This is a genomic window from Clostridium carnis, assembly GCF_054657435.1.
Window position 1 is genome coordinate 933,423 of the sequence record NZ_BAAHYS010000001.1, and the last position, 25,645, is coordinate 959,067.

Consider the following 25,645-nt stretch of genomic DNA (forward strand, 5'->3'; position numbering starts at 1 on the left):
GATCTTTCCAGTCAATACTAAGTAATAATTATTATTACTTAACTGAAAATTCTAATTTATTCGGTTTTTATTTTAGGTATTATATAATCAAACTTTAAGTTCTATAAAAATAAATCTCTGTAAGAATTATCCTTACAGAGATTTATTTACATTATTTTATTTTTTTCTTTAAGGCCACTAATACGACCATTCCTAAAACTGATCCTGCTACTAATGATATAAAGTATCCTAAAGGATTTGTTATAACTGGAAGTACAAATATTCCACCGTGAGGTGCTCTTAACGCACATCCAAATACCATTGATAAAGCTCCAGCTGTTGCAGAACCTACTACACATGCAGGTATAACTCTTAATGGATCAGCAGCTGCAAAAGGAATAGCTCCTTCTGTTATAAATGATAATCCCATTATGTAATTTGTTAATCCTGATTGTCTTTCTCTTTGTGTAAATCTATTTTTAAAGAAAGTAGTACTTAATGCTATTGCTAAAGGAGGTACCATACCACCTATCATAACAGCAGCCATAAATTCAAATTGTCCACTAGCTAAAGATGCTGTTCCAAATACATAAGCTGCCTTATTTATTGGGCCACCCATATCTATAGCCATCATTCCACCTAAAACTGCTCCAAGTAATATTTTACTTGTTTCACCCATGTTGTTTAACATGTTTGTAATACCATTATTTAAAGATCCTACTGGAGGATTAACTACAAATACAATTATAGCTCCAATTAATAATATACCGAAGAATGGATATAAAAGTACTGGTTTTAAGCCTTCTAAGCTATTAGGTAATGATGAGAATATCTTCTTTAAACCTAACACTAAATATCCTGCTATAAATCCAGCAAGTAATGCACCTAAGAATCCTGAGCCACCTTGATTTGCAAGCATTCCACCTACAAAACCAACTGCTAATGCTGGTCTATCACCAATACTCATTGCAATATATCCTGCTAATACAGGCAACATAAATCCAAATGCAGTTCCACCAACTGTTTTTAAGAATGCTGCAAATGGTGTATTCATACCAAAATTAGATGGGTCTATACTATAATCATCAAATAAGAATGCTAAAGCTATTAATATACCTCCACCTATAACAAATGGTAACATATGAGAAACACCATTCATTAAGTGTTTGTATACTCTTCTTCCTGCACTTTCATGTTCTCCTGAAGCTTCACTCATATCACTTCCACCTTGGTGATTATAAACTGATGCTTTTCCACTTGTTGCTTGATTTATTAATTCTTCTGATTTATGTATTCCATTTGCTACTTTAGTTTGTATTACTTTTTTTCCATTAAATCTTTCCATAGCTACTTTTTTATCAGCAGCTATAATTATACATTCTGCATTATCTATTTCTTCTTGAGTTAAAACATTTTTAGCCCCACCAGAACCATTTGTTTCAACCTTTATAGATATACCCATTTCTTTTGCCTTATTTTCTAAACTTTCCGCTGCCATAAAAGTATGAGCTATTCCAGTTGGACAAGCTGTAACAGCTAAAACTCTATATCCTTTATTTTTTTCTTCTTTCTTATTTTCATTTAACTTTTCGCTTTCTTTGTCATCTATAAGTTTTAAAAACTCATCTACGGATTTAGCTTGTATTAAATCTTCTCTAAAGCCTTCATCCATAAGCATTGTTGAAAGTCTTGCAAGCACTTCTAAATGAAGATTATTTTCCCCATCTGGTGCCGCAATCATAAAGAATAGTTTTGCTGGTGCTCCATCTAAAGAGTCATAATCAACTCCCTCAGTTAAAACCATTGAACTTAATCCAGCTTCTTTAACTGCAGTAGTTTTTGCATGAGGAATAGCTATTCCTTCACCTATACCTGTTGTACTTAATTCCTCTCTAGCTAAAACTGCTTTCTTATATTCTTCCTTATCTCTAAGTTTTCCTGCCTTATCCATTAATTCTACTAAAGTATTTATAGCTTCTTTTTTATCTGTTACTTTAGGATTTAATGATATAGCCCTTTTATTAAGTAAATCAGTAATTTTCATTATTTTATCCTCCTATTTTATATTATTTGTTTTAATAACTCTTCTACTTTTTCCTTGGTTGCTAGCCCTTCTGAAAATGCACTTGCACTACCTGTAGCTACTCCCATTTTAAAGGCTTCCTCTAAATTATTATTTTTTAAATATCCTGCTAAAAATCCACCTACCATTGAATCTCCAGCCCCTACTGAGTTTTTTAGTTTTCCTTTTGGTACATCACTTCTTAAAACTTCATTATTTTCAGTAATAAATATTGCTCCATCACCAGCCATTGAAATTAGTACATTATGGGCTCCCATCTCTTTAAGCTTTTTAGCATAATAAATAATTTCTTCTTCATTTTTTATTTCTACATTAAATAACTCCGCTAATTCATGGTGATTTGGCTTTATTAAAAATGGGTTATATTTTAATACATTTAATAATAACTCACCAGTAGCATCTACTATAAATTTAATTCCTCTACCACTTAATCTCTCCATGATAGTTTCATATATATTTTTAGGTAATGTTGTTGGAATACTTCCTGCTAATACAAGAATGTCATTATTATCTAAAACTTCTAACTGCTTAAACAACTTATTTAATGATTCATCATTTATTTTAGGACCACTTCCATTTATTTCTGATTCTTCACTAGACTTTAGCTTTACGTTAATTCTAGACATTCCATCTTCTAATTTAATAAAATCTGTAGTACATCCAAACTCTTTTACTCTTCTTTCTATCTCTTTACCTGTAAAACCTGCTATATACCCTAGTGCTTTATTTTCTATTCCTAGGTTTTTTAAAACTATAGAAACATTTATTCCCTTTCCTCCAGCATACACTTCTTCATAGGTTGTTCTATTAACACTTCCTAATTTAAAGTCTTCTACATTAACTATATAATCTAAAGCTGGATTAAAAGTTATTGTATATATCATATCTTAGACACCTCCAAAATTTCAGTTAAATCTCCATATATATTATCATCTATATTATTAGTAATTATTACAGCATCTTCTAAATTTCCAAAGGTCACACAACTTACCTCGTTAAACTTTGATTTATCAGATAAGATATATGCCAAGCTTGTTCTATTTAAAGCCTCATGCTTTACCAAAGCTTCTTTTATATCCGGAGTAGTATATCCACTTTCTTTAGAAATACCATTTGTTCCAAAAAAACCTTTTGTGAAATTATATTTCTTTAAACTATTTATAGCTTCTACCCCAATTATAGCTTCTGTTAATACTTTAATTTCCCCACCTAATATATAGGCTTTAAACCCTTTATTTATTAATTTTTTTGCTTGATTTATACCATTTGTAATATAAATGGCATCTTTTTCTGTTAAATAGTCAATCATTAAATCTGTTGTTGTTCCAGCATCAATATAAACAAAATCCTTCTCTTCAATTATAGAAGCTGCATATTTTGCTATTTCTATTTTTTCTTCTATATTAAGGTTTTCTCTTTCTGATACTAAATGATCTTTTGTATGTATTACCTTATCTAAGGATGTTGCTCCACCATGAATTTTTTTGAGCTTTTTTTCTTTATGTAAAAAATTCAAATCCCTTCTTATTGTAGATTCTGATGCATTAAGCTTTTCAACTAATTCGCTGACATTAACTACTGAATTTCTTTTTATTTCTTCTAAAATGATACTATGTCTTTCTTCTGTTAACATTTTCATCACTTCCTTATATATATAATAACTCTTTTTTCAGTCAATTTCAATCATAAACATTCAAATTAATTCATTTATTTGAAGTAAAACTTTCATAAAAATCATTTAAATTCCATTTACTATTAAAAAAAGATCCTGATTAAAAATCAAGATCTTAATTCCTATTTCTTTATTTCAATAACATTATTTATTAAGGATTTACATTTCCCACAAGCTGTTCCTGCTCCTGTAACTTCCCCTACCTTCTCAACTGTATCAGCTCCATTTTTTACTGCATTAACTACAGTTTCAAGAGATACACTTCTGCACCCACAAACTGAAGATAAAACTTTTTCTATTTCTTCAGTACATGCACCACAACCAAGTCCAGCCCCTGTTGACTCTTCTATTTCATCTAATGTACGGGCTCCATTAATCATTTCTTTTCTTATTGTCACGTAATCCACATTACAACAATGACAAATTACCTTATTTCCTGCCATTTGAATCCTCCAAAGTTTTATTTTTATATTTATTATTATATAATAATAAATATTGTTTATCAAGATTTTCTTTTTATATCTCTTAAAATTTTATATTTATAAAAATATTTTAGGTATTAATTAGATATAATATTTAACTTTTTTAATTTAAAAATAAAATATACTACTTAAATAAAAAAGAACTAACTTTTAATGATTAAAGTTTCATTAAAAGTTAGTTCTTTCTATTTAATATTACATCGCCTTGTCCACTTTAAATGGTAAGGATATTTTAAATTCTGTAAGTTCCTCATTACTTTTCACAGAAATTTTACCATTATATTTTTCTACTAGTTCTTTTACAATAGATAATCCAAATCCATGATCCGAACTCTTTTTAGTAGAAAATCCAGGTTCAAATATTTTTTCAATTATATTATCTGGAATCTTAGGCCCATTATTTTGAATTACTATCAGAATATTATCAAACCTAATATAAGTTCTAGCTGTTATCAATCCCTTCCCATCAAGAGCTCTAATAGAATTACTTACAATATTAGAAATTATACTTTGAAGTTCTAATTCTGAAATATTTAAATTACTTATGTCAAATTGTTCATCTATTATAACATTTATCCCTTTGTCTATAGCATCCTTCATAACAATAGAAATAATAGAACCTTGATTATTACAAACCTGAACAGCATCCTTAATGCTATTATTTCCATTAATTATATCTTTTAATAGTTCACCTAATCTATCGTGTTTACCCATTAAATGCAATCCATATAAGTAAGATATTTGTGCACCATAATCATGTTTAACTTTTTTAAGTTCTTGAACTTTAAAGTCTAATGCCTCATTTAACTTAGAAATCTCTTTACTTTTACTTTTAACATTTGCAAAATAAATAGTTACAAAAATTAATAATACTAAATAAGTTACTAGTATAAAATTTTTAAATAAACTAGAATCTTTACCATATAACATTCTTGAAAATGCTATAGTATAATCTAAAGAAAAGATTATAATTATTATTGTTATTAAAGAATACTTCATACTTGTTATAAGCTTATAACTTTTTAGTACAGATTTCATATTACTCATAATTAAATAAGTCATAACATATTGAGGTAAATACATAGTAACTATTAAAACAGTATCTAAATATTTAGCATCTATTATATGTGTAAGATATCCAAAATATATGTTTCCGCATATAAGTACATTTATTCCAATAGCAAAGTTAACCATATTAAATGCTATAACTGCTCCAAGGTAATTTGAATTATAAATTAATCCTAAAATTATCATCTGAATAATGTGTATTAAAAACATAGAAATAGATGAGTTACCTAAAAAATAGGTGAAAATATAAGTACTTGCTAAAAAAATAATTCCTATTAAAAATAGCTTACCTTTCCCATTTATTTTATTTCCATTTACACAATATTCTATTACACTTATAAATAATATTGTCTGTAATATACTGTTTATTATATCTGCCGTAGTTACTAACAATTTATTTCCCCCATATTTACAACATTATCTTTTATTTTTAATAGATTCAGGCATATCTTCTACTCCTATAGTCATAGCTGATGCTACTCCAGCAGTAACAAAAATAGCTGATAAAGCTAATAAAATTGATCCTAGACCTTTTCCTTTTTTCATAAATTCTCACCCCATTATTTTTTATTAAACATTAAAATTGTTTGTATAGTTATTGTCCATATTAATATTAAAGAGATATTATTAATATTAAATGTACAAATTGACAACACTACTAAAAACACAACACTTACTAATCCTAAAATTCTATTGCGTCTAATTAAATCTTCTCTACTTAACGGCATCATAGGATTTATTATTGGCGCTTGATGATATACTGCAAAAATATTTATTACACCCAAAATTACAGTAGTTATAAATTCAAGTCTACTGTTAAAACTTAAAAATATAATTGCAGAAGTTAGAAGAAAAGTAGCTAAGAAACACTTACTTTGTGTTTCTTCATGATATCCTCCAATAAACGGTTTAGTAAATGACATTGCTAGTAATATAATAAGTGCTTCTTTAAAATATCCAGATAAACTAAATATTATTAGAAGCAATATCATTTTTATTATCTCAAAAGTTAAAACCCTTAAAGTATACTCAACTTGTTCTTTTTGTTCTTGAGTATAGTTATTTTCTTGAGATATTTTATTAACTATCTTATTTATTAACCCTCTCATAAATATATTCCTTAATTTTTTTACTATTATATACATAATTATAACAAACAACGATTTATTACTCAATAAGATTTATTTTTCATTACTCATTTCCACAAAAATTTGCTAAAAAAATAAACCTTCGGATTTTCCGAAGGTTTATTTTTTAATTTACTTTAATATTTTTATTACATACAGCTATTACTTGCATCATAGTAAATGGTAAAGATGTTTTTTTTCTATAAGCTAAATATTTAGGTGTCCATTGCTTTGTATACTTTTCCTTAAAACTTCTTAATCCTGTAAATGAATAAAAAGATTGACCATAAACACATATTTGTGCTGCAATACGTTCGCTTACAAATGAATATTTTGATGTTCCTACATTAGCTAATGGAGCCATTCCAATATCAAAGTTCTTAAATTGATTTTCCTTTCCATATGATATAAGATTAAGCATAAGAAAATCCATTGTTCCAATTATTGCATCATTAGAATATCTCATTAAATCTATAGAAAAACTTTTTCCTTCATCATACATTGGCATCAAGTTTGCGAAACATTTAATCTTTCCATTAGCATCTTTAATTATAGCTAGCTTATCTAAAGATAAATAAGCTTCATCAAAGAATCCCATAGAAAATCCTTTTTCCTTCTTATCTCCAAGCCATTCATTAGAAACTTCTTTTAGTTCTTTTATAACTTCACTACTAAATGGTGGTTCTATAATCTCAAAAGTATATCCAGCCTTTTCTATTTTATTATATGCGGCTCTTAACCCTCGAGTCTTTTTACCTGCAATTGAAAAGTTTACTAAATCTACAATTCCTTCTTCTCCTAGCTTCATAAATTCATATCCATATTCATGAAGTATAGGAATCATCTCTTTATCTATTTGATAAAATATTGGTGTATATCCATATTTATCAGCTAAATCATAAAATTCTTCTATTGCATTTAAAAGGTCACTTTTATTTCCTACTGGATTTCCTAAAACAATTAACTTATCTGCATATTTTTGATATTGAATAAGAACTGTTTTATTTTCATTTATAAATACATATTTATCTTTTAAATAAACTAAATGAGTTAATGGTGTCCCTTTATAATTTTCTAAAATATTTGAAATATAATCTTTATTATCTTCAAAAGTTTTAAATGGATATTTTCTTCTTTTATTAATTAAATAAATAGTTCCTATAAATAATATTGATACTAAAAATCCTATAATACTACTAATAAATAAATAACTATAAGTATTAGCTATCATTTCTCTAATATATCCACCTAACTTATTTGCCTTATGTGGGAATTTTGGAAAATTTATTACTAAATAAAATATTAGAAATCCAAATAAAGTTATTGTATCTTTAAGTATTTTTTCCCAAGAAAAAGTAAAACTTTCTCTATAAAAATTCTTTCTACTTAAAAATAAAAATATAGTTACAAAAATTAAAAAGCCAACTTGCCAGTATGAATCAAGTCCTACTAATGATCTTATTAATGTAACTACAACTAAAGCCATAACAACTCTAAATGTATATTTTGATTTATATGCAAGCATTGTAGAAATTGCTATAAGTAAAAATCCCATAACTATTTCAGTAGTAATAGCCACATTATTTATTGGTTCTTTTAGTACATACATCTTTCTAAATACAACTTTCATATGTGGTAATGCTCTCCATAATAACATCATTATCCCTGTTAAAAATATTAATATTGAAGAAACAGTATATGTAAGATTGCTTAAAACTGTTGTAAATATATTATTGTATTTTTTATCTATGTCCTTTTTGATTTCATTTATAAATAATATTAATCCTATTGTTAGTGGAACAATATAATAACTTACACGATATAATACTAATGCTAATAATGCCTCTTCTTTAGGAACTCCTAAAGCTCCTATAGATAATATAAATGATAAATCAAAGGTTCCAAGACCTCCCGGTATCATACTTATAATTCCTATAGCAGATGATACTACATATATAGGAAATATTTGTGCTAATGTTAATTTAGTTCCTAGTATTGTTAAAATTCCATATATTAAAATAACAGATGTTATCCATTCTGCAATTGAAATCATCATTATTTTAATTGTTTTAGATGCATCTTTACGTTTGTCCTTATTAATATATCTAACTATATTATAAATAAAAAGAGCTGGTGTATAAATTGCTGCTACTAATATACCTATTTGTATTAATTCAAAATTTCTTAAATTTGATATATTTAATATAGAGTAAACAAAACATACCATTGAAAATCCTGTAAAATTTAATGCTACTATTTTTGAAACTTCTTTTACAAGTACATTTTTATCTTTAATATATGGTGCGTAAAAATAACTCTTCAATGCTATTGCAGCAGTTCCTCCGAATCCTACCATACTTGAAATTGAACTAGCAATCCAAGAAAATTTGTATAGTTTTCTATTATTTAAATTTATCTCACATGTATCCTTTATAACAAAATCATAAAACGACAACGGCAAATAGGATATTATTCCTAAAGCTGCAATGATAGTTAAACTTACTATAGAAAGCTTATCTCTATAAAAATGGAAAGTACGTGCATTAAAATCTAAAAATAATTTTTTAAATTCCATAAGTATAACTGTAAAAATTGCTAATATGAATATTATTTTTATAGCCAACTTTAATTTTTTCCCTAGTTTCACTTTCATTTAAATTCTCCCTACAAAATTAATTTTATTTTAATATTTTTAAATACAATATCTTAGTTTTAATTTACAATACTTTTATCAGTATATATGAATAAACTCTTTAATTCAAAAGAAAATTTCATTTTTATGGTTATTTTAAGATTATTTTAAGCTTATTTTAAGATACTATTATTAAAGTCTATTTTCTACCTAATCAATTAAATTTCTTTATGAATTAATTATAATATAGATTTTTATATACTACCATCTATCTATATTACTTAAACCTTTCATTTTTGTAAGGTAATTAACACCTCTAATGTTCTTATAGTTTATGTAATATTTAATAAAAATAAAGTAGCATTATTTAACTAAAGAGTAATTATTTTTCATTACTTCTAGCTAAATAATGCTATTATTTCATCATTTGTTAATGTTCTAATTCCATCACCTAATGACACTTCTCCATTTATTACATCATTAATTAATTCTTTTTTATCTTGTTGTAATTTTATTATTTTTTCTTCTATAGTATCTTTTGCTACTAATTTTATTATTTCAACTATATTTTTTTGACCTATTCTATGAGCCCTATCTGTTGCTTGATCTTCTATTGCTGGATTCCACCATGGATCAAAATGAATTACTACATTTGCCGATGTTAAGTTTAAGCCTGTTCCACCAGCCTTTAGTGAAATTAAAAATATATTTATATCTTTGCTTTCATTAAATTTATTTACAAGATTTATTCTTTCTTTAGCATTTGTTCCTCCATCTAAATATAAAAATTCTTTATTATTTACTTTTAGTTCATTACCAATCTTCTTAAGAACAGACGTAAATTGAGAAAATATTATAATCTTTTTATTTAAATTAATTCTATTATTAATAATCTCCATTGAAATCTTTAATTTTCCACTTCCACCACAATAATTCTCTAATAATAATGATGGATCTAAACAAAGTCTTCTTAACTTTGTTAAATAAGAAAAAATAGTAATTCTATCCTCTTTATTATTTTTAATTTTTTCTCTTACTTCTTTTATATATCCCTTATAAACTTGCTTTTGACTTGGAGTCATTTCAACTAAATATTTCTTTTCTATTTTATCTGGTAATTCAATTAAAACATCTTTCTTTAGCCTTCTTAAAATAAATGGATTTATTAAATCCTTTAACTCTTGTATATTTTTATCTCCAGAATTTATAAACTTTCTTTTAAAAGCCTCTTCATTATTTAAATATCCTGGCATAATAAAATCAAAAATTGACCAAAGTTCCTTAAGGTTATTTTCTATTGGAGTTCCAGTAAGTGCAAATTTACATCTAGCATTAATATCTTTAACTTTACTAGTAATTTTAGAAGTTGAGTTTTTAATATTTTGAGCTTCATCTATAATACAATAATCAAAGAACTTATTTTCATATAACTTATAATCATTTCTTAATGTTCCATAAGAAGTTAATATAACATCATATTTTTCTATATCTTCTATTATCTTAGATCTTTCCTTTAAAGAACCATGCATTACACCTATTTTAAATCCTTTTGTAAAGTTATCAAATTCATCTTTCCAATTATATATAAGTGATGTGGGAGTTATTATTAAACTTTTACTTCCTTTTTTAGAAAGTAAAAATGTTATAGTTTGTAATGTCTTCCCAAGACCCATTTCATCAGCTAAAATTCCACCAAGCTCTAAAACTGATAATTCATTTAACCAATTATATCCTATTAATTGATAACTTCTTAGCTTAGCATTTAACTCTTTAGGTGCTTCAATAGTTTTAAACTTCCTATTTAGAATTCTCTCTATTATATTTGTAAGACATTCTCCACCTTTTATAAAAGCTAATCTATTTCTTCTTAATTTTTCATTAATGTATACTCCTTTAAATTTATCTATTTTAATATCAGTTCCATTTAACTCTTTTCCAGAAATAATCTCTTCTAATAGATTAAAAAACATTATTACATCCGAATCATCTAAATCTAAAAAACTATTATTTTTAGTTTTGAAAAATCTATTTCCTTCTTTAAAAGCCATCATGGCTCCTTGTAGTTCTTCACCACTTAAGGTTTCTATACCATATTTAAATATAAATCCATTATTATTTTCTAATAATTCGCATCTTAAAAAATCTTTATTTAAAAATTTCACTTCATTAAAGCTTGGTGATAAATACACTTCTCCTATAATCCTTAAATTATCTAATCCATAAGATAAAAGATTATACATCTCATTATCATCACCTATAAACGTAAATACATTATTTTTCTTTATAAATCTAAATTTCTCTAGTTCTCTATCAATTTCATCTTCTTTTTTAAGGTTTCTAATAAAGTCTTTATTATTATAATCCTTTATTATATCTATTATCTTCCCTAAATAATCTAGCTTAACACTGCATAATATTGTATCCTTACTTTTCTCAAAATAAAATTTGGGGGTTAATAAATTAGTGACATAGCTTTTTACTCCTTCATCAATAGAAATATCATCTGAAATCTCCCTTAAAATCCTTACTATTTTTTCAAATTCCTCTATTGATTTTTTAAATTTAATTTCCCCACTATTTTTAAGCTTTTTATATAATGGAATGTAGTATTTTACTTGATTTAAAGTTGGTAAATATATTTTTCTATCATATATCATGACATCATTATTTCCATTTAACATTATTGGAAACTTTTTTTAGTTCTTAATATAAATTCATCTTTATCTAACTTTAATGTAAATGATATTGGTATATCTTTTTTTATTACCTCAGAAGTATAATCTAAATAATTATAATTTAATGTTATCTTTTTTCCTTTAGTCACTAATCTTAAAAGCTTTCTCAAATCATTAGGCTTTATCTTTAAAGTCCTTCCAATAGATAATTTATTTTCATTTATATATTTAAAAATATAATTTAAAATTTCATTATCCTCTTTAGAAAATTTATATTCTCTTGGATTATATGTAAAATCTTTATTTAATGTAAATAATTCTTTATTTTTTCTTGATATTAAAAAACAACTTAAATTTTTAATCAAGTAAGTAACTTTCTCTCCTACTCTAAACTCACATTCATAATATTCGTTACCTAAGTAATCTATATATTTTAATTTTATATCTAAGTTTAAAACTTTCCTTTTTTCATTTATTTTCAAAGCTTTTTCTTCTTTAACTGCTTCCTTAGTTTCTACACATTCTTTAACTTCTTTATCTATTAATTCTTTATTTTCTATAATGTTGTTTTTTTTAATCCTAGCCTTAGCTAAGTAATAAAATTTATAGCTAGTTGCAACTATGTGCTTACATATATAATTTTTAATATATTTAGAATTATTTTCAAACTCATCACATGTACATCTAACCCCTATTAAATTTCCATTTTTAACATCTATTTTAATGTGAGAATTGAAATTACTTTTTCCTGATTTATCAGCTACATTTCCATATATATGATATATATCTTCTATTCTTTTGCTTTTTAAATTAAAAACATTCCCTTCCCTAAAAAGTTTTTCACCCTCTTTTCTTCTAAAGCTTGAACTTTCGTTTATAACTTTATAAGCAACCTCTCTTAAATTCATATTCTCACCTCTTTTTTATATAAATGAAAATAAAACAACACTCAACTGGTGCTGTTTTATTTGATGCTTTTTAAACTACTTATATTATATATAGTTTTTATAAATATTGTCTAATTTATTTTATTTCGTCTAATTTTTTATATACCTCAACTATTTTATCCCAAGTTGTTTTTCCAACTATTCCATCTACAGCTAATCCAAACTTTTCTTGAAATGACATTACATCTCGTCTTGTTTCAGGTCCAAATATACCATCTATATCTATTTTACTTATTTCGTTATATTTATTGGCAATCATATTTAAATATGATTGGATCTTCTCTACATCCTCACCTTTAGACATCTCTTTTAAAGGTCTTCCTGGATACTGCTGCTGATTTATAATAGACTCATCTATGCCCTCCTCTATAGTCTTATACACTTCATATATCTTATTCCAAGTTAATCTTCCAACTATTCCATCATCTTTAAGTTTAAACTTTCTTTGAAATGCAATTACAGCTTCTTTTGTTTTAGCTCCAAATATACTATCTACAGATATTACTGGAATGTTATAATAAAAATCTCCAATAAAACTTAAATAATACTGAAGCTTTCTAACTTCTTTTCCTTTTGAACCTTCTCTTAATAAGTAACCTGGATATATATTATCTGATATTATATCAGATTCCTTTTCTCCTTCAGATTCAAGATCTGCAAGTTTTTTTACACCAACATAAATATCACTTATCTTATACCAAGTGGCTCTTCCTACAATACCATCCTGTATTAAGTTAAATATTTTTTGAAATACCTTAACTGAATCTTCTGTATCCTTATTAAAATTACCATCTATAGGATTAATTACAGGTATTGCTGTATAATTTCTTGCTATTCTATTTAATTGTTTCTGTATAACTTTAACTTGTGATCCTAAACTTCCTCGCTTTAATACTTCACCTGGATATGACTCTACTATCCCTTTAATATCACTAGTTCTAATTAATTCTATATTATTACCATAGTAATACTTTAACATCTCTATTGGCAAATATCCTTTATTAGCTAAATCTACTGTTCCCCATTGAGACAATCCACCACAAGTTACAGTACTTCCATTGCAATACTGAGAAAATAATGGTTCTATATAACCCATTATTGATATATATTCATTAAATATATCATCTACTATTCTACTTATATTCTCAAATATATTTCTTCCCTTTACATAACATTGATCATAAGCAGTAGAATTTGTTATTTGAAAATTATATCCTTTATTTCTATACCATTCTGTATATACTCTATTTAAAGCATAAGAAATTTGAGCATATATATTAGCTTTTAACGCATTTTCCGGCCAAGTAGGATAAATCTCACTAGAAGCAACGTTTTTAATATAATCAATAAACTTAACTGTAACATTTTCTGAGTACGAGGTTGGGCTTCCTAAATGAACAGTAATATATTCTGGTATATAAACATTTCCTAATACCTTAGTCCCCTTTGGACCTACCTGCTTATCCCTATATGTCCTTACATTAAGTTGATGGCTAGGTATATTTATTATTTCAAATCCATTTCTCAATTTCCCTACTGGTTCCATTTCAACTCTTTGAATAGAAGTACTATCTGGGAATACCTGCACCCCCATAATAAGTAAATCATGATATCCATCTGCAATAATAGAAATATCATATAATTCATAAGGAATATTACTTTCAACTGCATTTAATGAAAATTCCTTTTCTTTCGTACTTACTTCAACTTTTTCAGTTTCACCACTTATATTAGTTTCAAGAACCTTTTTAAAAAAGTTATTGCTATTACATTCAATGGATGGTGTTATAGTTACTTTTGCCAAAGCTATAGGCAATGCCTCCCTAGCAGTAAACAGTTGTACCACTATATAACCTTTTCCCATAATCTTCTCCTTTTATATTAGTGACATCTATATAATATGTTTTTTTATTCATATATGATAATAGACTAGAGAATTTTTATACTAAAATTCTCTAGTCTACATATTCAAAACTTGTATTTTCACTATAAAAATCAAACTCAATCTTATTTTTTATATAAAACTTAAATCTACCTTTGCAAGATGCATTTTCATATATTGGTCTTGTCATATGTCCAATATTAGGTGCTAAAAGCTTTTGTGCTAATCCTTGAAATATTTCAATCTCTAACCTATACTTTCCTCGCTGTATTATTAGTCCACTACTATTATATTTTAATATCTTAACTCCATTATAAGTTGCTAATCTATACTCTTTTCCTTTATAGTACACTACCGCTATACACCCTTTAAAATTAATACCCATAAATGGTATATCTGCAATTGAAACCATAATACTACATTTATTTTCTTTAAAATCATTACATTGAATCCATTGATATGTTTTTGGAAAAGAACATCCCCAATCTTTTTCAATATAACCAGTTCCATCATTAAAATTTATATTATTATCATTAATTTTTAACTCTCCACTTAATTTATGATGTAAACTTAAAACACCATGATTGCACTCCATAAATGGAATAATACTAAATGGTCCCATAATATTATTGGAGTTATATTTTCATAATTTATTTTTCCAACTATTGATATATCATTGTTTTTTATATTAATATCAATTCCTTTATCAGAAAATATGCTTTTGCCTATTCTTACTTGAAATTTTTCTTTACTTACTTCAAATTCACTAAATAAATAATTAATATTATAAGAATTTGTATTTGTAAGTACTTGAATAAAAGCTGATTTTTTTCTATCTCTTTCAATATTAATTCCTGGAATAAAGGCTATAAACTCTTTTTCTTTTTGATGTTTAAAGTACCATCCCTCAAAAAAATTTCTTTTTTTATTATATCCATGAAAATCATTCATATCTTATACTACTCGTAGCAGGTGCATCTAGTAAATTTCCCTTATAGTCAAATCTGGAGCCATGACAAGGACAATCCCAAGAACATTCCTCTTTATTCCACTTAAGTTCACAGCCTAAATGTGGGCATTTTGTAGTTACTATAAAAACTTTTCCAAATTTATCTTTATATACCCCACTCTTTTCCCCATTATATTCAACAATATCACCTTCTCCATTTTTTATATGTTCAATATTTTCATCTGGAATCTTAAGCTTACCTCCAATAAAATTAGTTAATACTTTTATTCCATCTTTAACAAAATTCCTACTTGAAGCTGAAATATCAAACCTTTGTGGGGAAAATATTTCTGCAAATTCATTTTTCTTTCCTAAAATCATATCACATAAAATTATCGAAGCAACCATGGAACCTGTCATTCCCCATTTATTAAAGCCTGTAGCTACATAAATATTATCATCTTTTGAAGAATATCTACCTATATAAGGTACTTCATCTAATGTCATACAATCTTGAGATGACCAGTAATATCGTTCTCTTGAGTTTGGATAAAGTTCTTTTGCTATTTTTCTTAACTCTTCATAGCAGCCGCTTTCTTCATTTTTTCCAGTCCTATGACTAGCTCCTCCTATAAGTAATAACTCCTTATAGTTTCTAAATGAATATCCCTTTTTACTAATATCAATATACATGCCATTAATATCATCTGCATTCTCTAAAGCTATTATATAGGATCTTTCTTGATGCATCCTCATGAAATAATATCCCGGAAAATTTATAAAAGGATAATGAGTTGCTATAACTATATTCTTTGCAGTAATATTTCCCCTTTCAGTTATTACTATATTATCCTTTACTTCTAATGCTTTTGTCTTTTCATAAATAACTAAATCCTCAGAAATAGCTTTTATAAACTTTATTGGATTAAACTGTCCTTGATTCTTAAACCTAATTGCACCTTTAACTTTAAATGGTAAATCAGTTTCTTTTGTAAATTCAGCACTTATTCCAAGTTCATTAACAACCTTAACTTCCTCTTTAATTTCATCTATATCCTCTAATGAATATACATATGCATCTTTTTCTTCAAAATCACAATTTATATTATTTTTTTCAATTATTTCTCTATATTTTTCTATTGCAAGCTCATTTGCCTTTGCATATTGCATTGCTTTTTCTTTTCCAAATTCATTTATTAACTTATGGTAAATTAAATTATGTTGCGATGTTATTTTTGCAGTTGTATTTTTTATATTTCCGCTACCAATTTCATTACACTCTATAATAGCTACATTAACTCCACTTTCATTTAACATATAAGCTGTTAATATTCCAGCTATTCCTGCTCCAATTACAACAGTATCTACTTCTATATCACCCTTTAATGAGCCCCTTTTGGCAATGGTACAACTTTCACTCCATACTGATTTCATAAAATCACCTCGTGAATATTATTCCAATTTATTTGCCAATTAACCCTAAAAATTGTTAATATTTTTTAAACAATATCCCTCTTATTAACACACTTCTTATTGCTAAAGTATATTCCTGCAAATATATATCCTAAAAATATACCATTAACTAAACTAACTACTAAATTACCAATTGTAAATTTATAAATTGTATTAAAATATAAATAACTTAATGATATTGTTATTAAGGTTGTACTTATAATTAATAAATAATACTTTAGTTTACTTACTATAGATATTTCTATTAACTCTCCTTTAAATCTTAGTTTATATAAATATATTAATATTAAAAGTATCCCTATCAAGGTACTTCCATGCTGAGCTATTTTATAAAATGGTATTTTATAATTATTAATTTCTAAAATTCTATTTAAGAACTCTATTTTATTAACAAAATATCCTCCTTTATGGGTAAAACTATCCCAAAGCACATGAGTTATCCACCCCAAAATAACGGAATAAATAAATATTATTAAGCTTTTAAAATTATTATTTTCCCACTTCCAATTAATTAAATATGAATAGTATTTTGATATAGAATTTGGAAGATTTATTATTAAATAATTCTTAATAAATTTAAAATATAAATAATTTAATAAAATACATATTGGTATGTTAATTAGTATTAACCCCCTTAATGTATGTCCTTCATTACTACTTGGACCAAATAATATAAAGTAAATAAAATCTGGTGACATTGCACCTAAAATCAGCCCACTCATACTAAAATATTTACTTTTTAAAAATACAACAGCTGCAGGATGTGCTAAAGTAAATGGCATTTCCCCCACCTTCCCTTTCTGATAAAATATATTTTTATTATACTATCCTAAAGTCTAAAAATAATTACATAAATATTAAGGGTTATAAATTTAGAAATTAAAATTTCTAAATTTATAACCCTTTTCTTTAATATATTATTTCTATTTTTAATTTAAGCTATTTGAAGTTTATCAGCTGCAATAATCGCTTGATCTGCACTCCAGAAAATCATTTCTTTCCCTATTTTTTTATCTAACCCTGATTTAGAAATTATATCTTTAACCTGGGGCTGTAATCCACATAACATAAGAGTACAATTTTTATCTTTTAAAGTATCATATAATTCTTCTAAAGCTTGTATCCCTGAAGTATCAATAAGTGGAACACCTCTCATAGAAAGAATTAATGCTTTTGTATCTTCTATTTCTAAAAGTTCACTTTTAAACTTCTCAACAGTAGCAAAGAATAATGGTCCTGTAAAATAAGCAACTTTAACATTTCCTATACATCTATTAATATATATATCATCTCCTAGTCTATCTTCATCTACGTCATTTATAGAAATATCCATATTAGAAATTTTAACTATAAATAAAAGACTAGAGAATATTACTCCTATTAAAATAGCTTGAGTTAAATCAAATACTACTGTAGCACCCATAGTAATTAAGAATTTTAGTATAGCTCCCCTGAACCTCTTTGAAAACATATATTTAATATTTTCCCATTCATTCATTCTCCAAGCAGTAATTATAAGAACCCCTGCTAATGCTGATAATGGTATCATAGACATAACTGGAGCTAAAATAAACATTGATACTAAAAGAAATAATGCATGGAAAATACTAACCAATCTAGTTTTTGCCCCTGCTTTAATAGCAACACTTGTACGAGCAATTGCTGCTGTTGCTGGAACTCCACCAAAGAAAGGAATTATAAAATTCCCAACTCCCTGAGCTATTAATTCCCTATTAGAGTCAAATTTCTCACCCTTCATTTTTTTACCTACTTCACCACAAAGTAGACTTTCTATCATTCCTAATGCCGCAATACTTATAGCTGGAATTATTAATCCCTTTACTGTGCTTAAATCTATTGCAGAAAAAGTTAGTCTGTCGTCAAGAAATAATGTCTTTGGAATATTACCAATTACTTCTACTGGAAGTTTAAATATCATATTTATCCCTAATGCAACTATTAGACCAATTAGTGATGATGGAACTACAGAATTCCACTTCTTTGGCCAAATAATCATAATTGTCATTACTAAAACTCCAAGTAAAACTGCATACCAGTTAGGATTTAAAGGTCCTTGCAGAAAATATATTAATTTTAACGCTGAAGACTCTGACCCCTTAGTAGCTACTCCAAAAAAATTATTTAATTGACCTATTGCTATTATTAAAGCAATACCTGATGTAAATCCAGTAATAACTGGCGCTGGTATATACGATACAACCTTACCTAATTTAAATATACCTGCAATTATTAATAATAATCCAGCTAATGCACCTGCTATCCAAACACCTTTTAATCCATATTGTTGAAATAATAAGATTAAAATTGCACTCATGGCTCCTGTTGGCCCAGATATTTGGAAAGATGCACCCGATAAAGCTCCTATAACTAACCCTGCTATTATTGCTGTAATTAACCCTGCTGCAGCCGTGGCTCCACAACTTACACCAAAAGCTAATGCCAAAGGTAACGCTACTGCTGTAACTGTTATTCCAGCCATTAAATCTTGCTTAAATAGCTTAGCATTATACCCCTTAAATTCATTAATAAGATCATTTTTGTAATCACTAAACATTAACTTCACTTCATCCCCTTCATAAGTGATATTTTTTCTTTTTATAAATATTGAGTGCATTATAATTCTAAAACTTTACTTTAATAAATACAAGGGCAATATTCTTATTATTATAAATGAAAATATTATCATTTATAATTAAGAAAAAAAACTCATGCCAGTTGACATGAGTTTAGTTCTTATTATCTTTTAAATTTGCATCTACCTCTTCTAAATAATTTGTTTTATTAACAATATTTTCTTCAAAGGTTTCTACTGCTCCCTTTGTGTAATTCCCTATTGCTGCAACATTTACCTTATTGTTATTCTTCATGTTTGACATACAATCACCTCAATAATATTTTTCCACTAAAGTGATTATATATTCCTTTAATTTATAACATGTTACTTTAATTATAGGTAATTTTATATAATTTATATTTATTTCATTAACTTACAGATATTATTTGTAAACTCTACTGGGTCTTCTATACTTAATCCTTCTATAAGTAATGCTTGATTATATAGTAAATTTGTATATAAATTTAGTTTATCCTTATCATTTTCATAGGCATCCTTTAATGAGTTAAATACATTGTGGTTTGTATTTATTTCTAAAACCTTATTTGCTTTTACACCTTGATTATTTGGCATAGCACTTAAGATTTTTTCCATTTCAATTGTAAGCTCGCCTTCTGTTGATAAACATACTGGATGATTTTTTAGTATTTTTGATGCTTTTATCTTGGTAACTTTATCCTTTAAAATATCCTTCATTGCATCAAATATTTCTTTACTTTCCTTATTCTTTTCATCAGATTCTTCTTTATTTTCATCTGATTCTATACCTAAATCTCCACTAGCTACTGACTTAAATTCCTTATCTTTATATTTCATAAGCATTTTTATAGCAAATTCATCTATATCTTCTGTAAAGTATAGTATTTCATATCCTTTATCTAGTAAAGCTTCTGTTTGAGGAAGTTTTTCTATTCTTTCATTTGATTCACCAGCTGCATAATAGATATATTTTTGATTTTCCATCATTCTATTTATATATTCATCTAATGTAACTAATTTCTTTTCCTTTGATGAATAGAACATAAGTAAGTCTTCTAAAATATCCTTATTAGCACCAAATTCATCATAAACTCCATATTTTAATTGTCTTCCAAAAGCATTATAGAATTCCTCATATTTATCTCTTTCATTTTTTAACATACTGCTTAATTCATTTTTAATTTTATTTTTAATATTTTTAGCAATAAGTCTTAATTGTCTATCATTTTGTAATAGTTCTCTAGATATATTTAAAGATAAATCTGGTGAATCTACAACACCTTTAACAAATCCAAAGTAATCTGGTAATAAATCTTTGCATTTATTCATTATTAAAACGCCATTTGAATATAATTCTAAACCTTTTTCATATTCTTTTGTATAAAAATCATATGGGGTCTTTCCTGGAATAAATAATATTGAATTATAGCTTATCATACCATCAACACTTATATGAATATGTTTTAATGGAGTATCAAATCCATAATGTTTTTCTAAATAGAAATTATTATAATCATCATCTTTAAGTTCCTTTTTATTTTTCTTCCAAAGAGGAACCATACTATTTACAACTTTCTCTTCTATATAATCTTCGTACTCATTTTCACTGCCTTCTTTAAGCTTTTTATTAGTTAAATCCATCTTTATTGGATATCTAATAAAATCAGAATATTTCTTTATCATTGATTGTAATTTATATTCATCTAAATACTCATCATAATTTTCATCTTCTGTATTTTCTTTTATATTAAGTATTATTTCTGTACCTATATTAGCTTTTTCACATTCTTCAATAGTATATCCTTCTACCCCTTCTGATTCCCATTTGTAACCTTTATCACTACCAAAAGCCTTAGTTATAACAGTAACCTTATCTGATACTAAAAAAGCTGAATAGAACCCGACACCGAATTGACCAATTATTCCATGTTCTTCATCTACTTCATTTTCCTTTTTAAAATTTAATGACCCACTTTGAGCTATAACACCAAGATTATTTTCAAGCTCATCCTTTGTCATTCCAATCCCTGTATCATTTATTTTTAATAATCTGTTATCTTTATCCATGGTTAATTTGATACAATAACTATCTTTATCAAACTTTATAGAGTCATCTACTAGAGCTTTATAATAAATTTTATCAATAGCATCACTAGCATTAGAAATAAGCTCCCTTAAGAAGATTTCCCTATTGGTATAAATTGAATTAATCATAAGATCTAATAATCTTTTAGATTCCGCTTTAAATTGTTTCTTTTCCATAAAAATCTCTCCTTTAAATAAGCATTTATTTACCATTTATATTATAATTATTATTTTTGTTATAATCAACTTTAACATAGAAATAAAGAAAGATATTATCAAAAAGACAATACCTTTCTTAAACAAAATAGGGTTTAACTGTATAAAAAATGTTTATACCTTTAATTAATTATTCATGTTATAGTAAACTGCACCAACTAATCCAGCATTATTTTCTAATTCTGCTGCCTCAACTTTTAAGTTTTCTCCAAATCTTTTCATAACATTATTTAACACATAATTTCTAACTGGTTCTATAAATAGTTTTTCTTGTTTACTTACAGCTCCACCAATTAGTATTATTTCTGGATTAAAAATATGTGTTAAACTTACTAATCCCTTACCTATATTTTCAATCCATTCTTTTACAACACTCTCTAATTTCTTATTACCTTTTTCAAGTTCATCAAAAATATGTTTACCATTTGTTTCATCCTTTTTAAAAGATAAATTTCCTATATCATCATATTTTTCTTTAACTTCTTTTACTAATGCAGTCATAGAACCATACTGTTCATAGCATCCTATATTACCACAAGTACATTGTTTTCCATTGGAATTTATAGAAAAATGTCCTAATTCTCCAGCTATTCCTATATTTCCAAGTAATATATTGGAGTCTACTATTATTCCTCCACCTACTCCTGTACCTATAGTTATACCTATTATATTTTTATATCCTCTTCCTCTACCTATCCATTGCTCACCAATAACCATACTATTAGCATCATTAATAACTGTAGTCTTTAAATTGTATATTTCCTCAAGTTCTTTTTTAATTTCTGTACCACACCAGTTCTTAATATTTCCACCTACACCTACAATAGTTCCTGTAGTAGTATTAACTTGTCCTGTTGCTGATACTCCAATTCCAGAAAGTTCACTTGAATTTATATTATTATTATTTAAAAATTCACTTACTGATTTTTTTACAGTTTCAAATATAGGAGTTTCATAATTATCAAAAGCTACACTAAAATTATCAGAGGCTAATATATCTCCTTTATCTGTAACTAATCCCATTTTTACTGAAGTTCCGCCTATATCAATTCCTAAATATTTCATATCCTACCTCTTATTTATAGCATCCATAAATCTAGTTGTTATTTCTAGCGGTCTAGTAATAGCTCCCCCAACAACAACTGCAGTTGCTCCTATATTTAACATTTCTGCTGCTTGATTTGGATAATGTATTCTACCTTCAGCTATAACTGGGATATCTATAGATTCTACAAGTGATTTTACTAATTCATAGTCTGGTCCTTCAAGTTTAGGAGTATAATCTGTATATCCACTTAAAGTAGTTCCAACCATGTCTACTCCTGCCTTGCAAGCATTGATTCCTTCTTCTAGATTTGATATATCAGCCATTAATATTATATTGGGATATTTTTCCTTTATAGCTTGTATATGTTCAGCTACAGTTTTTCCATCTTTTCTATCTCTTAATGTACAGTCTAATGCAATTACGTCTGCACCAGCTTCTACAAGTTTATCAACTTCATCCATTGTTACTGTTATATATTGTTCATAACCTTCATAACATTTTTTTATTAATCCTATAACTGGTAAATTTGTTTCTTCCTTTATTCCTGCAACATCTCTAACTCCATTTGTTCTAATTGCACAAGCTCCTGCTTTTTTTGCAGCTCTTGCCATTAATGGCATCATTGAATCATTTTCAATGTATAAAGGTTCTCCTTCAAGAGCTTGACAAGATACTATTAATCCACCGCTAATTTTTTGTATTATTTCTTCTTTTCTCATTATTGCACCCCTTAACTTCATACCTAAATTTTTTTCAATTTATTAATATATTTTTTCTAACAATAATTAATTATTAAATAACATAAACTTTAGATTTTCATTTTCAAAAAAATTATTTAGTTCATGTCCATATTTATGGAATATTAAGTGCTTCTTATTACAATTTGCATTATTAAAAATAGCATATTGTGTACTTGGAGGACATATAGAATCTAATAATGCTGTTCCTACTAATAACTCACATTTTAATTTACTAGCAAAGTTAACAGTATCTATATATCCTAGCTTTTCAAATATTTCTTTTTCTCTAATATGCATAGGATCAAACCATCTAAAATAATATCTTATTCCTTCATATGCATTTACATCAAAATCCATATCCCAAACTCTTCTAAAATCAGCTAAAAATGGATATTGTAATGAGCACTTTTTAATATTTTCATTTAAAGCTGCAACTACTAATGCAAGTGCTGCCCCTTGACCTTTTCCAAAAGATATCATTTTATCTTTATCAGTTTTATAAAGCTTTTCTGCAATCTTAGATAATATATATGCATCTAAATATACTTTTCTATAGTACATTTTATTAATATCATCATCTAATCCATTAATTACATGTCCACAAACAGTTGATCCTTTTGCGCCTCCAACATCCTGGCTTTTTCCACCTTGTCCTCTACAATCCATAGCTAAAACTGAATATCCTATAGCTATATACCTAGTAAGATAGTGCCAGCTTTTACTTGATTCTTTATAATCATGAAATTCTATTACTGTTGGCACCTTTTTATTTATAGATGGACAAATATACTTTGCATAAATTTCTGCTCCATCAATTCCTTTAAAATAAATTTCATAATAATCAGCTTGCTTATTTTTGAAATTCTTTTTTACTATTTTATATTCTAGATTATCTTCATCTATATTTTTTATCTCATTATCCCAATACTCATTAAAATCATTAGGAGTTATATTGCTTCCTAAGTATCCTTCCATTTCTTTTATAGGCATATCTAACATTGGCATATTACTCATCCTCCTTTAAGAAGAAATCTATTAGCATATCATCAAATGCTCCTATTTCTTCATGTGTATAATCTGGAAAAATAATATGTTTTTTCTTAGAAGTTATATTATTATATGCTGCAAATTGAGTTGATGGAGGACAAATATTATCCATAAGTCCAGTTCCAAATAAAACTTCTGCTTTTAACCTATGAACTAAGTTATGAACATCTATATATCCTAGTTTTGTAAATACTTCTTCATCTTTTTCTCCTATTGTATTAAACCATCTTGAGTAATATCTTAACCCTTCATATGCAATTAAATCTAAATCCATATCCCAAACTCTTTTATAATCTGAAAGAAATGGATATAAGGCTGCACATCTTTTTATAACTGGATTTAAAGAAGAGCATGCTAGAGTTATTCCAGCTCCTTGACTAGCTCCATTTGCATAAATTTTATTCACATCTATGCCTTCTAACTCCTGAGCTATTCTACATAAAATTGAAGTATTTTGAAATAATCTTACATAATACATATCCTTTGGATTTCCATCTAACCCTGCAATAATATGTCCTGAAACTGTTGCTCCTTTAAAGCCACCTATATCTTCTCCATTTCCACCTTGCCCTGGACAATCCATTGCTAAAATAGCACATCCCATTCCTGCAAAGGAGGCTTGTTCAAACCAACCTCTACTAGCTCCTGGATATCCATGAAATTGTAAAATTAATGGTAAGTTACCTTCTAATTTAGGTTTTACATACTTCGCATATACTTTTTCACCATTTATTCCTTTAAACCATAAATCATAAAAATCACAGGCTTCATTTCCAGTAATTTCACTAGAAGTTATATTATATTCTAAAGAATGTTTATAAACTTCCTCCATTCTCTCATCCCAAAAAGAATCAAAATCTTTTGGGATAGGATTAGTACCTCTATATTCCCTAAGTTGTTCTAAAGGCATATCTATAATAGGCATT

At 26.7% G+C, this 25,645-nt stretch carries 22 protein-coding genes; all 22 read right to left on the reverse strand.

Annotated features, from left to right (window positions below; translation table 11 throughout):
• Positions 1-151: 151 nt before the first annotated feature.
• Complete coding sequence (locus ACYQ1T_RS04335) at positions 152-2,023, reverse strand: PTS fructose transporter subunit IIABC (protein WP_459832207.1); 1,872 nt, start codon at positions 2,021-2,023, stop codon at positions 152-154.
• 17 nt (positions 2,024-2,040) lie between these two features.
• The gene (gene pfkB, locus ACYQ1T_RS04340) at positions 2,041-2,946 is read right to left on the reverse strand and encodes a 1-phosphofructokinase (RefSeq protein WP_459832210.1); all 906 of its coding nucleotides are present in this window, start codon (positions 2,944-2,946) and stop codon (positions 2,041-2,043) included.
• Positions 2,943-3,695 carry a DeoR/GlpR family DNA-binding transcription regulator gene (locus ACYQ1T_RS04345; protein ID WP_459832213.1) on the reverse strand — a complete coding sequence of 251 codons (753 nt, stop codon included), beginning with the start codon at positions 3,693-3,695 and terminating at the stop codon, positions 2,943-2,945. The genes pfkB and ACYQ1T_RS04345 overlap by 4 nt, the downstream gene beginning before the upstream one ends.
• A gap of 161 nt (positions 3,696-3,856) precedes the next feature.
• The gene (locus ACYQ1T_RS04350; protein WP_459832216.1) at positions 3,857-4,177 is read right to left on the reverse strand and encodes a (2Fe-2S)-binding protein; all 321 of its coding nucleotides are present in this window, start codon (positions 4,175-4,177) and stop codon (positions 3,857-3,859) included.
• A 234-nt stretch (positions 4,178-4,411) separates the two neighbouring features.
• Positions 4,412-5,677: a sensor histidine kinase gene (locus ACYQ1T_RS04355; RefSeq protein WP_459832219.1), complete on the reverse strand. Its 1,266-nt coding sequence runs from the start codon at positions 5,675-5,677 to the stop codon at positions 4,412-4,414.
• A 24-nt stretch (positions 5,678-5,701) separates the two neighbouring features.
• Positions 5,702-5,830 carry a hypothetical protein gene (locus tag ACYQ1T_RS04360; protein ID WP_459832222.1) on the reverse strand — a complete coding sequence of 43 codons (129 nt, stop codon included), beginning with the start codon at positions 5,828-5,830 and terminating at the stop codon, positions 5,702-5,704.
• 14 nt (positions 5,831-5,844) lie between these two features.
• On the reverse strand, positions 5,845-6,393 hold the full coding sequence (locus ACYQ1T_RS04365) for an accessory gene regulator B family protein (RefSeq protein ID WP_459832224.1): 549 nt from the start codon (positions 6,391-6,393) through the stop codon (positions 5,845-5,847).
• A 145-nt stretch (positions 6,394-6,538) separates the two neighbouring features.
• Entirely contained in the window at positions 6,539-9,064 is a 2,526-nt protein-coding gene (gene mprF / locus ACYQ1T_RS04370) for a bifunctional lysylphosphatidylglycerol flippase/synthetase MprF (protein ID WP_459832227.1), read from the reverse strand.
• 377 nt (positions 9,065-9,441) lie between these two features.
• Entirely contained in the window at positions 9,442-11,724 is a 2,283-nt protein-coding gene (locus ACYQ1T_RS04375; RefSeq protein ID WP_459832229.1) for a DEAD/DEAH box helicase, read from the reverse strand.
• Positions 11,724-12,626 (reverse strand): hypothetical protein, encoded by a 903-nt coding sequence (locus tag ACYQ1T_RS04380; RefSeq protein ID WP_459832231.1) that lies wholly within the window; start codon positions 12,624-12,626, stop codon positions 11,724-11,726. Before ACYQ1T_RS04380 ends, ACYQ1T_RS04375 begins: the two co-directional genes overlap by 1 nt.
• Positions 12,627-12,741: 115 nt before the next feature.
• Complete coding sequence (locus tag ACYQ1T_RS04385) at positions 12,742-14,529, reverse strand: peptidoglycan-binding domain-containing protein (RefSeq protein ID WP_459832234.1); 1,788 nt, start codon at positions 14,527-14,529, stop codon at positions 12,742-12,744.
• A 91-nt stretch (positions 14,530-14,620) separates the two neighbouring features.
• On the reverse strand, positions 14,621-15,169 hold the full coding sequence (locus tag ACYQ1T_RS04390; protein ID WP_459832236.1) for a tocopherol cyclase family protein: 549 nt from the start codon (positions 15,167-15,169) through the stop codon (positions 14,621-14,623).
• The gene (locus ACYQ1T_RS04395; protein WP_459832239.1) at positions 15,118-15,498 is read right to left on the reverse strand and encodes a hypothetical protein; all 381 of its coding nucleotides are present in this window, start codon (positions 15,496-15,498) and stop codon (positions 15,118-15,120) included. Before ACYQ1T_RS04395 ends, ACYQ1T_RS04390 begins: the two co-directional genes overlap by 52 nt.
• On the reverse strand, positions 15,491-16,930 hold the full coding sequence (locus ACYQ1T_RS04400; RefSeq protein ID WP_459832241.1) for an FAD-dependent oxidoreductase: 1,440 nt from the start codon (positions 16,928-16,930) through the stop codon (positions 15,491-15,493). Before ACYQ1T_RS04400 ends, ACYQ1T_RS04395 begins: the two co-directional genes overlap by 8 nt.
• A 65-nt stretch (positions 16,931-16,995) precedes the next feature.
• Complete coding sequence (locus ACYQ1T_RS04405; RefSeq protein ID WP_459832242.1) at positions 16,996-17,751, reverse strand: DUF4184 family protein; 756 nt, start codon at positions 17,749-17,751, stop codon at positions 16,996-16,998.
• A 152-nt stretch (positions 17,752-17,903) separates the two neighbouring features.
• Positions 17,904-19,544 carry a SulP family inorganic anion transporter gene (locus tag ACYQ1T_RS04410; RefSeq protein WP_459836458.1) on the reverse strand — a complete coding sequence of 547 codons (1,641 nt, stop codon included), beginning with the start codon at positions 19,542-19,544 and terminating at the stop codon, positions 17,904-17,906.
• A gap of 172 nt (positions 19,545-19,716) precedes the next feature.
• Positions 19,717-19,866, reverse strand: a complete 150-nt coding sequence (locus ACYQ1T_RS04415; protein WP_459832245.1) for a hypothetical protein — start codon at positions 19,864-19,866, stop codon at positions 19,717-19,719.
• A gap of 98 nt (positions 19,867-19,964) precedes the next feature.
• Positions 19,965-21,845 (reverse strand): molecular chaperone HtpG, encoded by a 1,881-nt coding sequence (gene htpG, locus ACYQ1T_RS04420; RefSeq protein WP_459832248.1) that lies wholly within the window; start codon positions 21,843-21,845, stop codon positions 19,965-19,967.
• 165 nt (positions 21,846-22,010) lie between these two features.
• Positions 22,011-22,949 (reverse strand): ROK family protein, encoded by a 939-nt coding sequence (locus tag ACYQ1T_RS04425; protein WP_459832250.1) that lies wholly within the window; start codon positions 22,947-22,949, stop codon positions 22,011-22,013.
• Between the two features lie 3 nt (positions 22,950-22,952).
• Positions 22,953-23,651, reverse strand: a complete 699-nt coding sequence (locus ACYQ1T_RS04430) for an N-acetylmannosamine-6-phosphate 2-epimerase (RefSeq protein ID WP_459832253.1) — start codon at positions 23,649-23,651, stop codon at positions 22,953-22,955.
• Positions 23,652-23,717: 66 nt separating this feature from the next.
• Positions 23,718-24,677, reverse strand: coding sequence for an acetylxylan esterase (locus ACYQ1T_RS04435; RefSeq protein ID WP_459832255.1), 960 nt, complete (start codon positions 24,675-24,677; stop codon positions 23,718-23,720).
• Position 24,678: 1 nt separating this feature from the next.
• A complete protein-coding gene (locus tag ACYQ1T_RS04440; protein WP_459832257.1) occupies positions 24,679-25,644 on the reverse strand; it encodes an acetylxylan esterase in 966 nt (321 codons plus the stop codon).
• Between the last annotated feature and the right edge of the window lies 1 nt (position 25,645).

What these genes read in the sequence shown, in the direction of transcription:
- ACYQ1T_RS04335 (WP_459832207.1), bottom strand. Translation starts at nt 2,023, where the DNA reads ATGAAAATTACTGATTTACTTAATAAAAGGGCTATATCATTAAATCCT.
- pfkB (WP_459832210.1), bottom strand. Translation starts at nt 2,946, where the DNA reads ATGATATATACAATAACTTTTAATCCAGCTTTAGATTATATAGTTAAT.
- ACYQ1T_RS04345 (WP_459832213.1), bottom strand. Translation starts at nt 3,695, where the DNA reads ATGTTAACAGAAGAAAGACATAGTATCATTTTAGAAGAAATAAAAAGA.
- ACYQ1T_RS04350 (WP_459832216.1), bottom strand. Translation starts at nt 4,177, where the DNA reads ATGGCAGGAAATAAGGTAATTTGTCATTGTTGTAATGTGGATTACGTG.
- ACYQ1T_RS04360 (WP_459832222.1), bottom strand. Translation starts at nt 5,830, where the DNA reads ATGAAAAAAGGAAAAGGTCTAGGATCAATTTTATTAGCTTTATCAGCT.
- ACYQ1T_RS04365 (WP_459832224.1), bottom strand. Translation starts at nt 6,393, where the DNA reads ATGAGAGGGTTAATAAATAAGATAGTTAATAAAATATCTCAAGAAAAT.
- mprF (WP_459832227.1), bottom strand. Translation starts at nt 9,064, where the DNA reads ATGAAAGTGAAACTAGGGAAAAAATTAAAGTTGGCTATAAAAATAATA.
- ACYQ1T_RS04375 (WP_459832229.1), bottom strand. Translation starts at nt 11,724, where the DNA reads ATGTTAAATGGAAATAATGATGTCATGATATATGATAGAAAAATATAT.
- ACYQ1T_RS04380 (WP_459832231.1), bottom strand. Translation starts at nt 12,626, where the DNA reads ATGAATTTAAGAGAGGTTGCTTATAAAGTTATAAACGAAAGTTCAAGC.
- ACYQ1T_RS04385 (WP_459832234.1), bottom strand. Translation starts at nt 14,529, where the DNA reads ATGGGAAAAGGTTATATAGTGGTACAACTGTTTACTGCTAGGGAGGCA.
- ACYQ1T_RS04390 (WP_459832236.1), bottom strand. Translation starts at nt 15,169, where the DNA reads ATGGGACCATTTAGTATTATTCCATTTATGGAGTGCAATCATGGTGTT.
- ACYQ1T_RS04395 (WP_459832239.1), bottom strand. Translation starts at nt 15,498, where the DNA reads ATGAATGATTTTCATGGATATAATAAAAAAAGAAATTTTTTTGAGGGA.
- ACYQ1T_RS04400 (WP_459832241.1), bottom strand. Translation starts at nt 16,930, where the DNA reads ATGAAATCAGTATGGAGTGAAAGTTGTACCATTGCCAAAAGGGGCTCA.
- ACYQ1T_RS04405 (WP_459832242.1), bottom strand. Translation starts at nt 17,751, where the DNA reads ATGCCATTTACTTTAGCACATCCTGCAGCTGTTGTATTTTTAAAAAGT.
- ACYQ1T_RS04410 (WP_459836458.1), bottom strand. Translation starts at nt 19,544, where the DNA reads ATGTTTAGTGATTACAAAAATGATCTTATTAATGAATTTAAGGGGTAT.
- ACYQ1T_RS04415 (WP_459832245.1), bottom strand. Translation starts at nt 19,866, where the DNA reads ATGTCAAACATGAAGAATAACAATAAGGTAAATGTTGCAGCAATAGGG.
- htpG (WP_459832248.1), bottom strand. Translation starts at nt 21,845, where the DNA reads ATGGAAAAGAAACAATTTAAAGCGGAATCTAAAAGATTATTAGATCTT.
- ACYQ1T_RS04425 (WP_459832250.1), bottom strand. Translation starts at nt 22,949, where the DNA reads ATGAAATATTTAGGAATTGATATAGGCGGAACTTCAGTAAAAATGGGA.
- ACYQ1T_RS04430 (WP_459832253.1), bottom strand. Translation starts at nt 23,651, where the DNA reads ATGAGAAAAGAAGAAATAATACAAAAAATTAGCGGTGGATTAATAGTA.
- ACYQ1T_RS04435 (WP_459832255.1), bottom strand. Translation starts at nt 24,677, where the DNA reads ATGCCAATGTTAGATATGCCTATAAAAGAAATGGAAGGATACTTAGGA.
- ACYQ1T_RS04440 (WP_459832257.1), bottom strand. Translation starts at nt 25,644, where the DNA reads ATGCCTATTATAGATATGCCTTTAGAACAACTTAGGGAATATAGAGGT.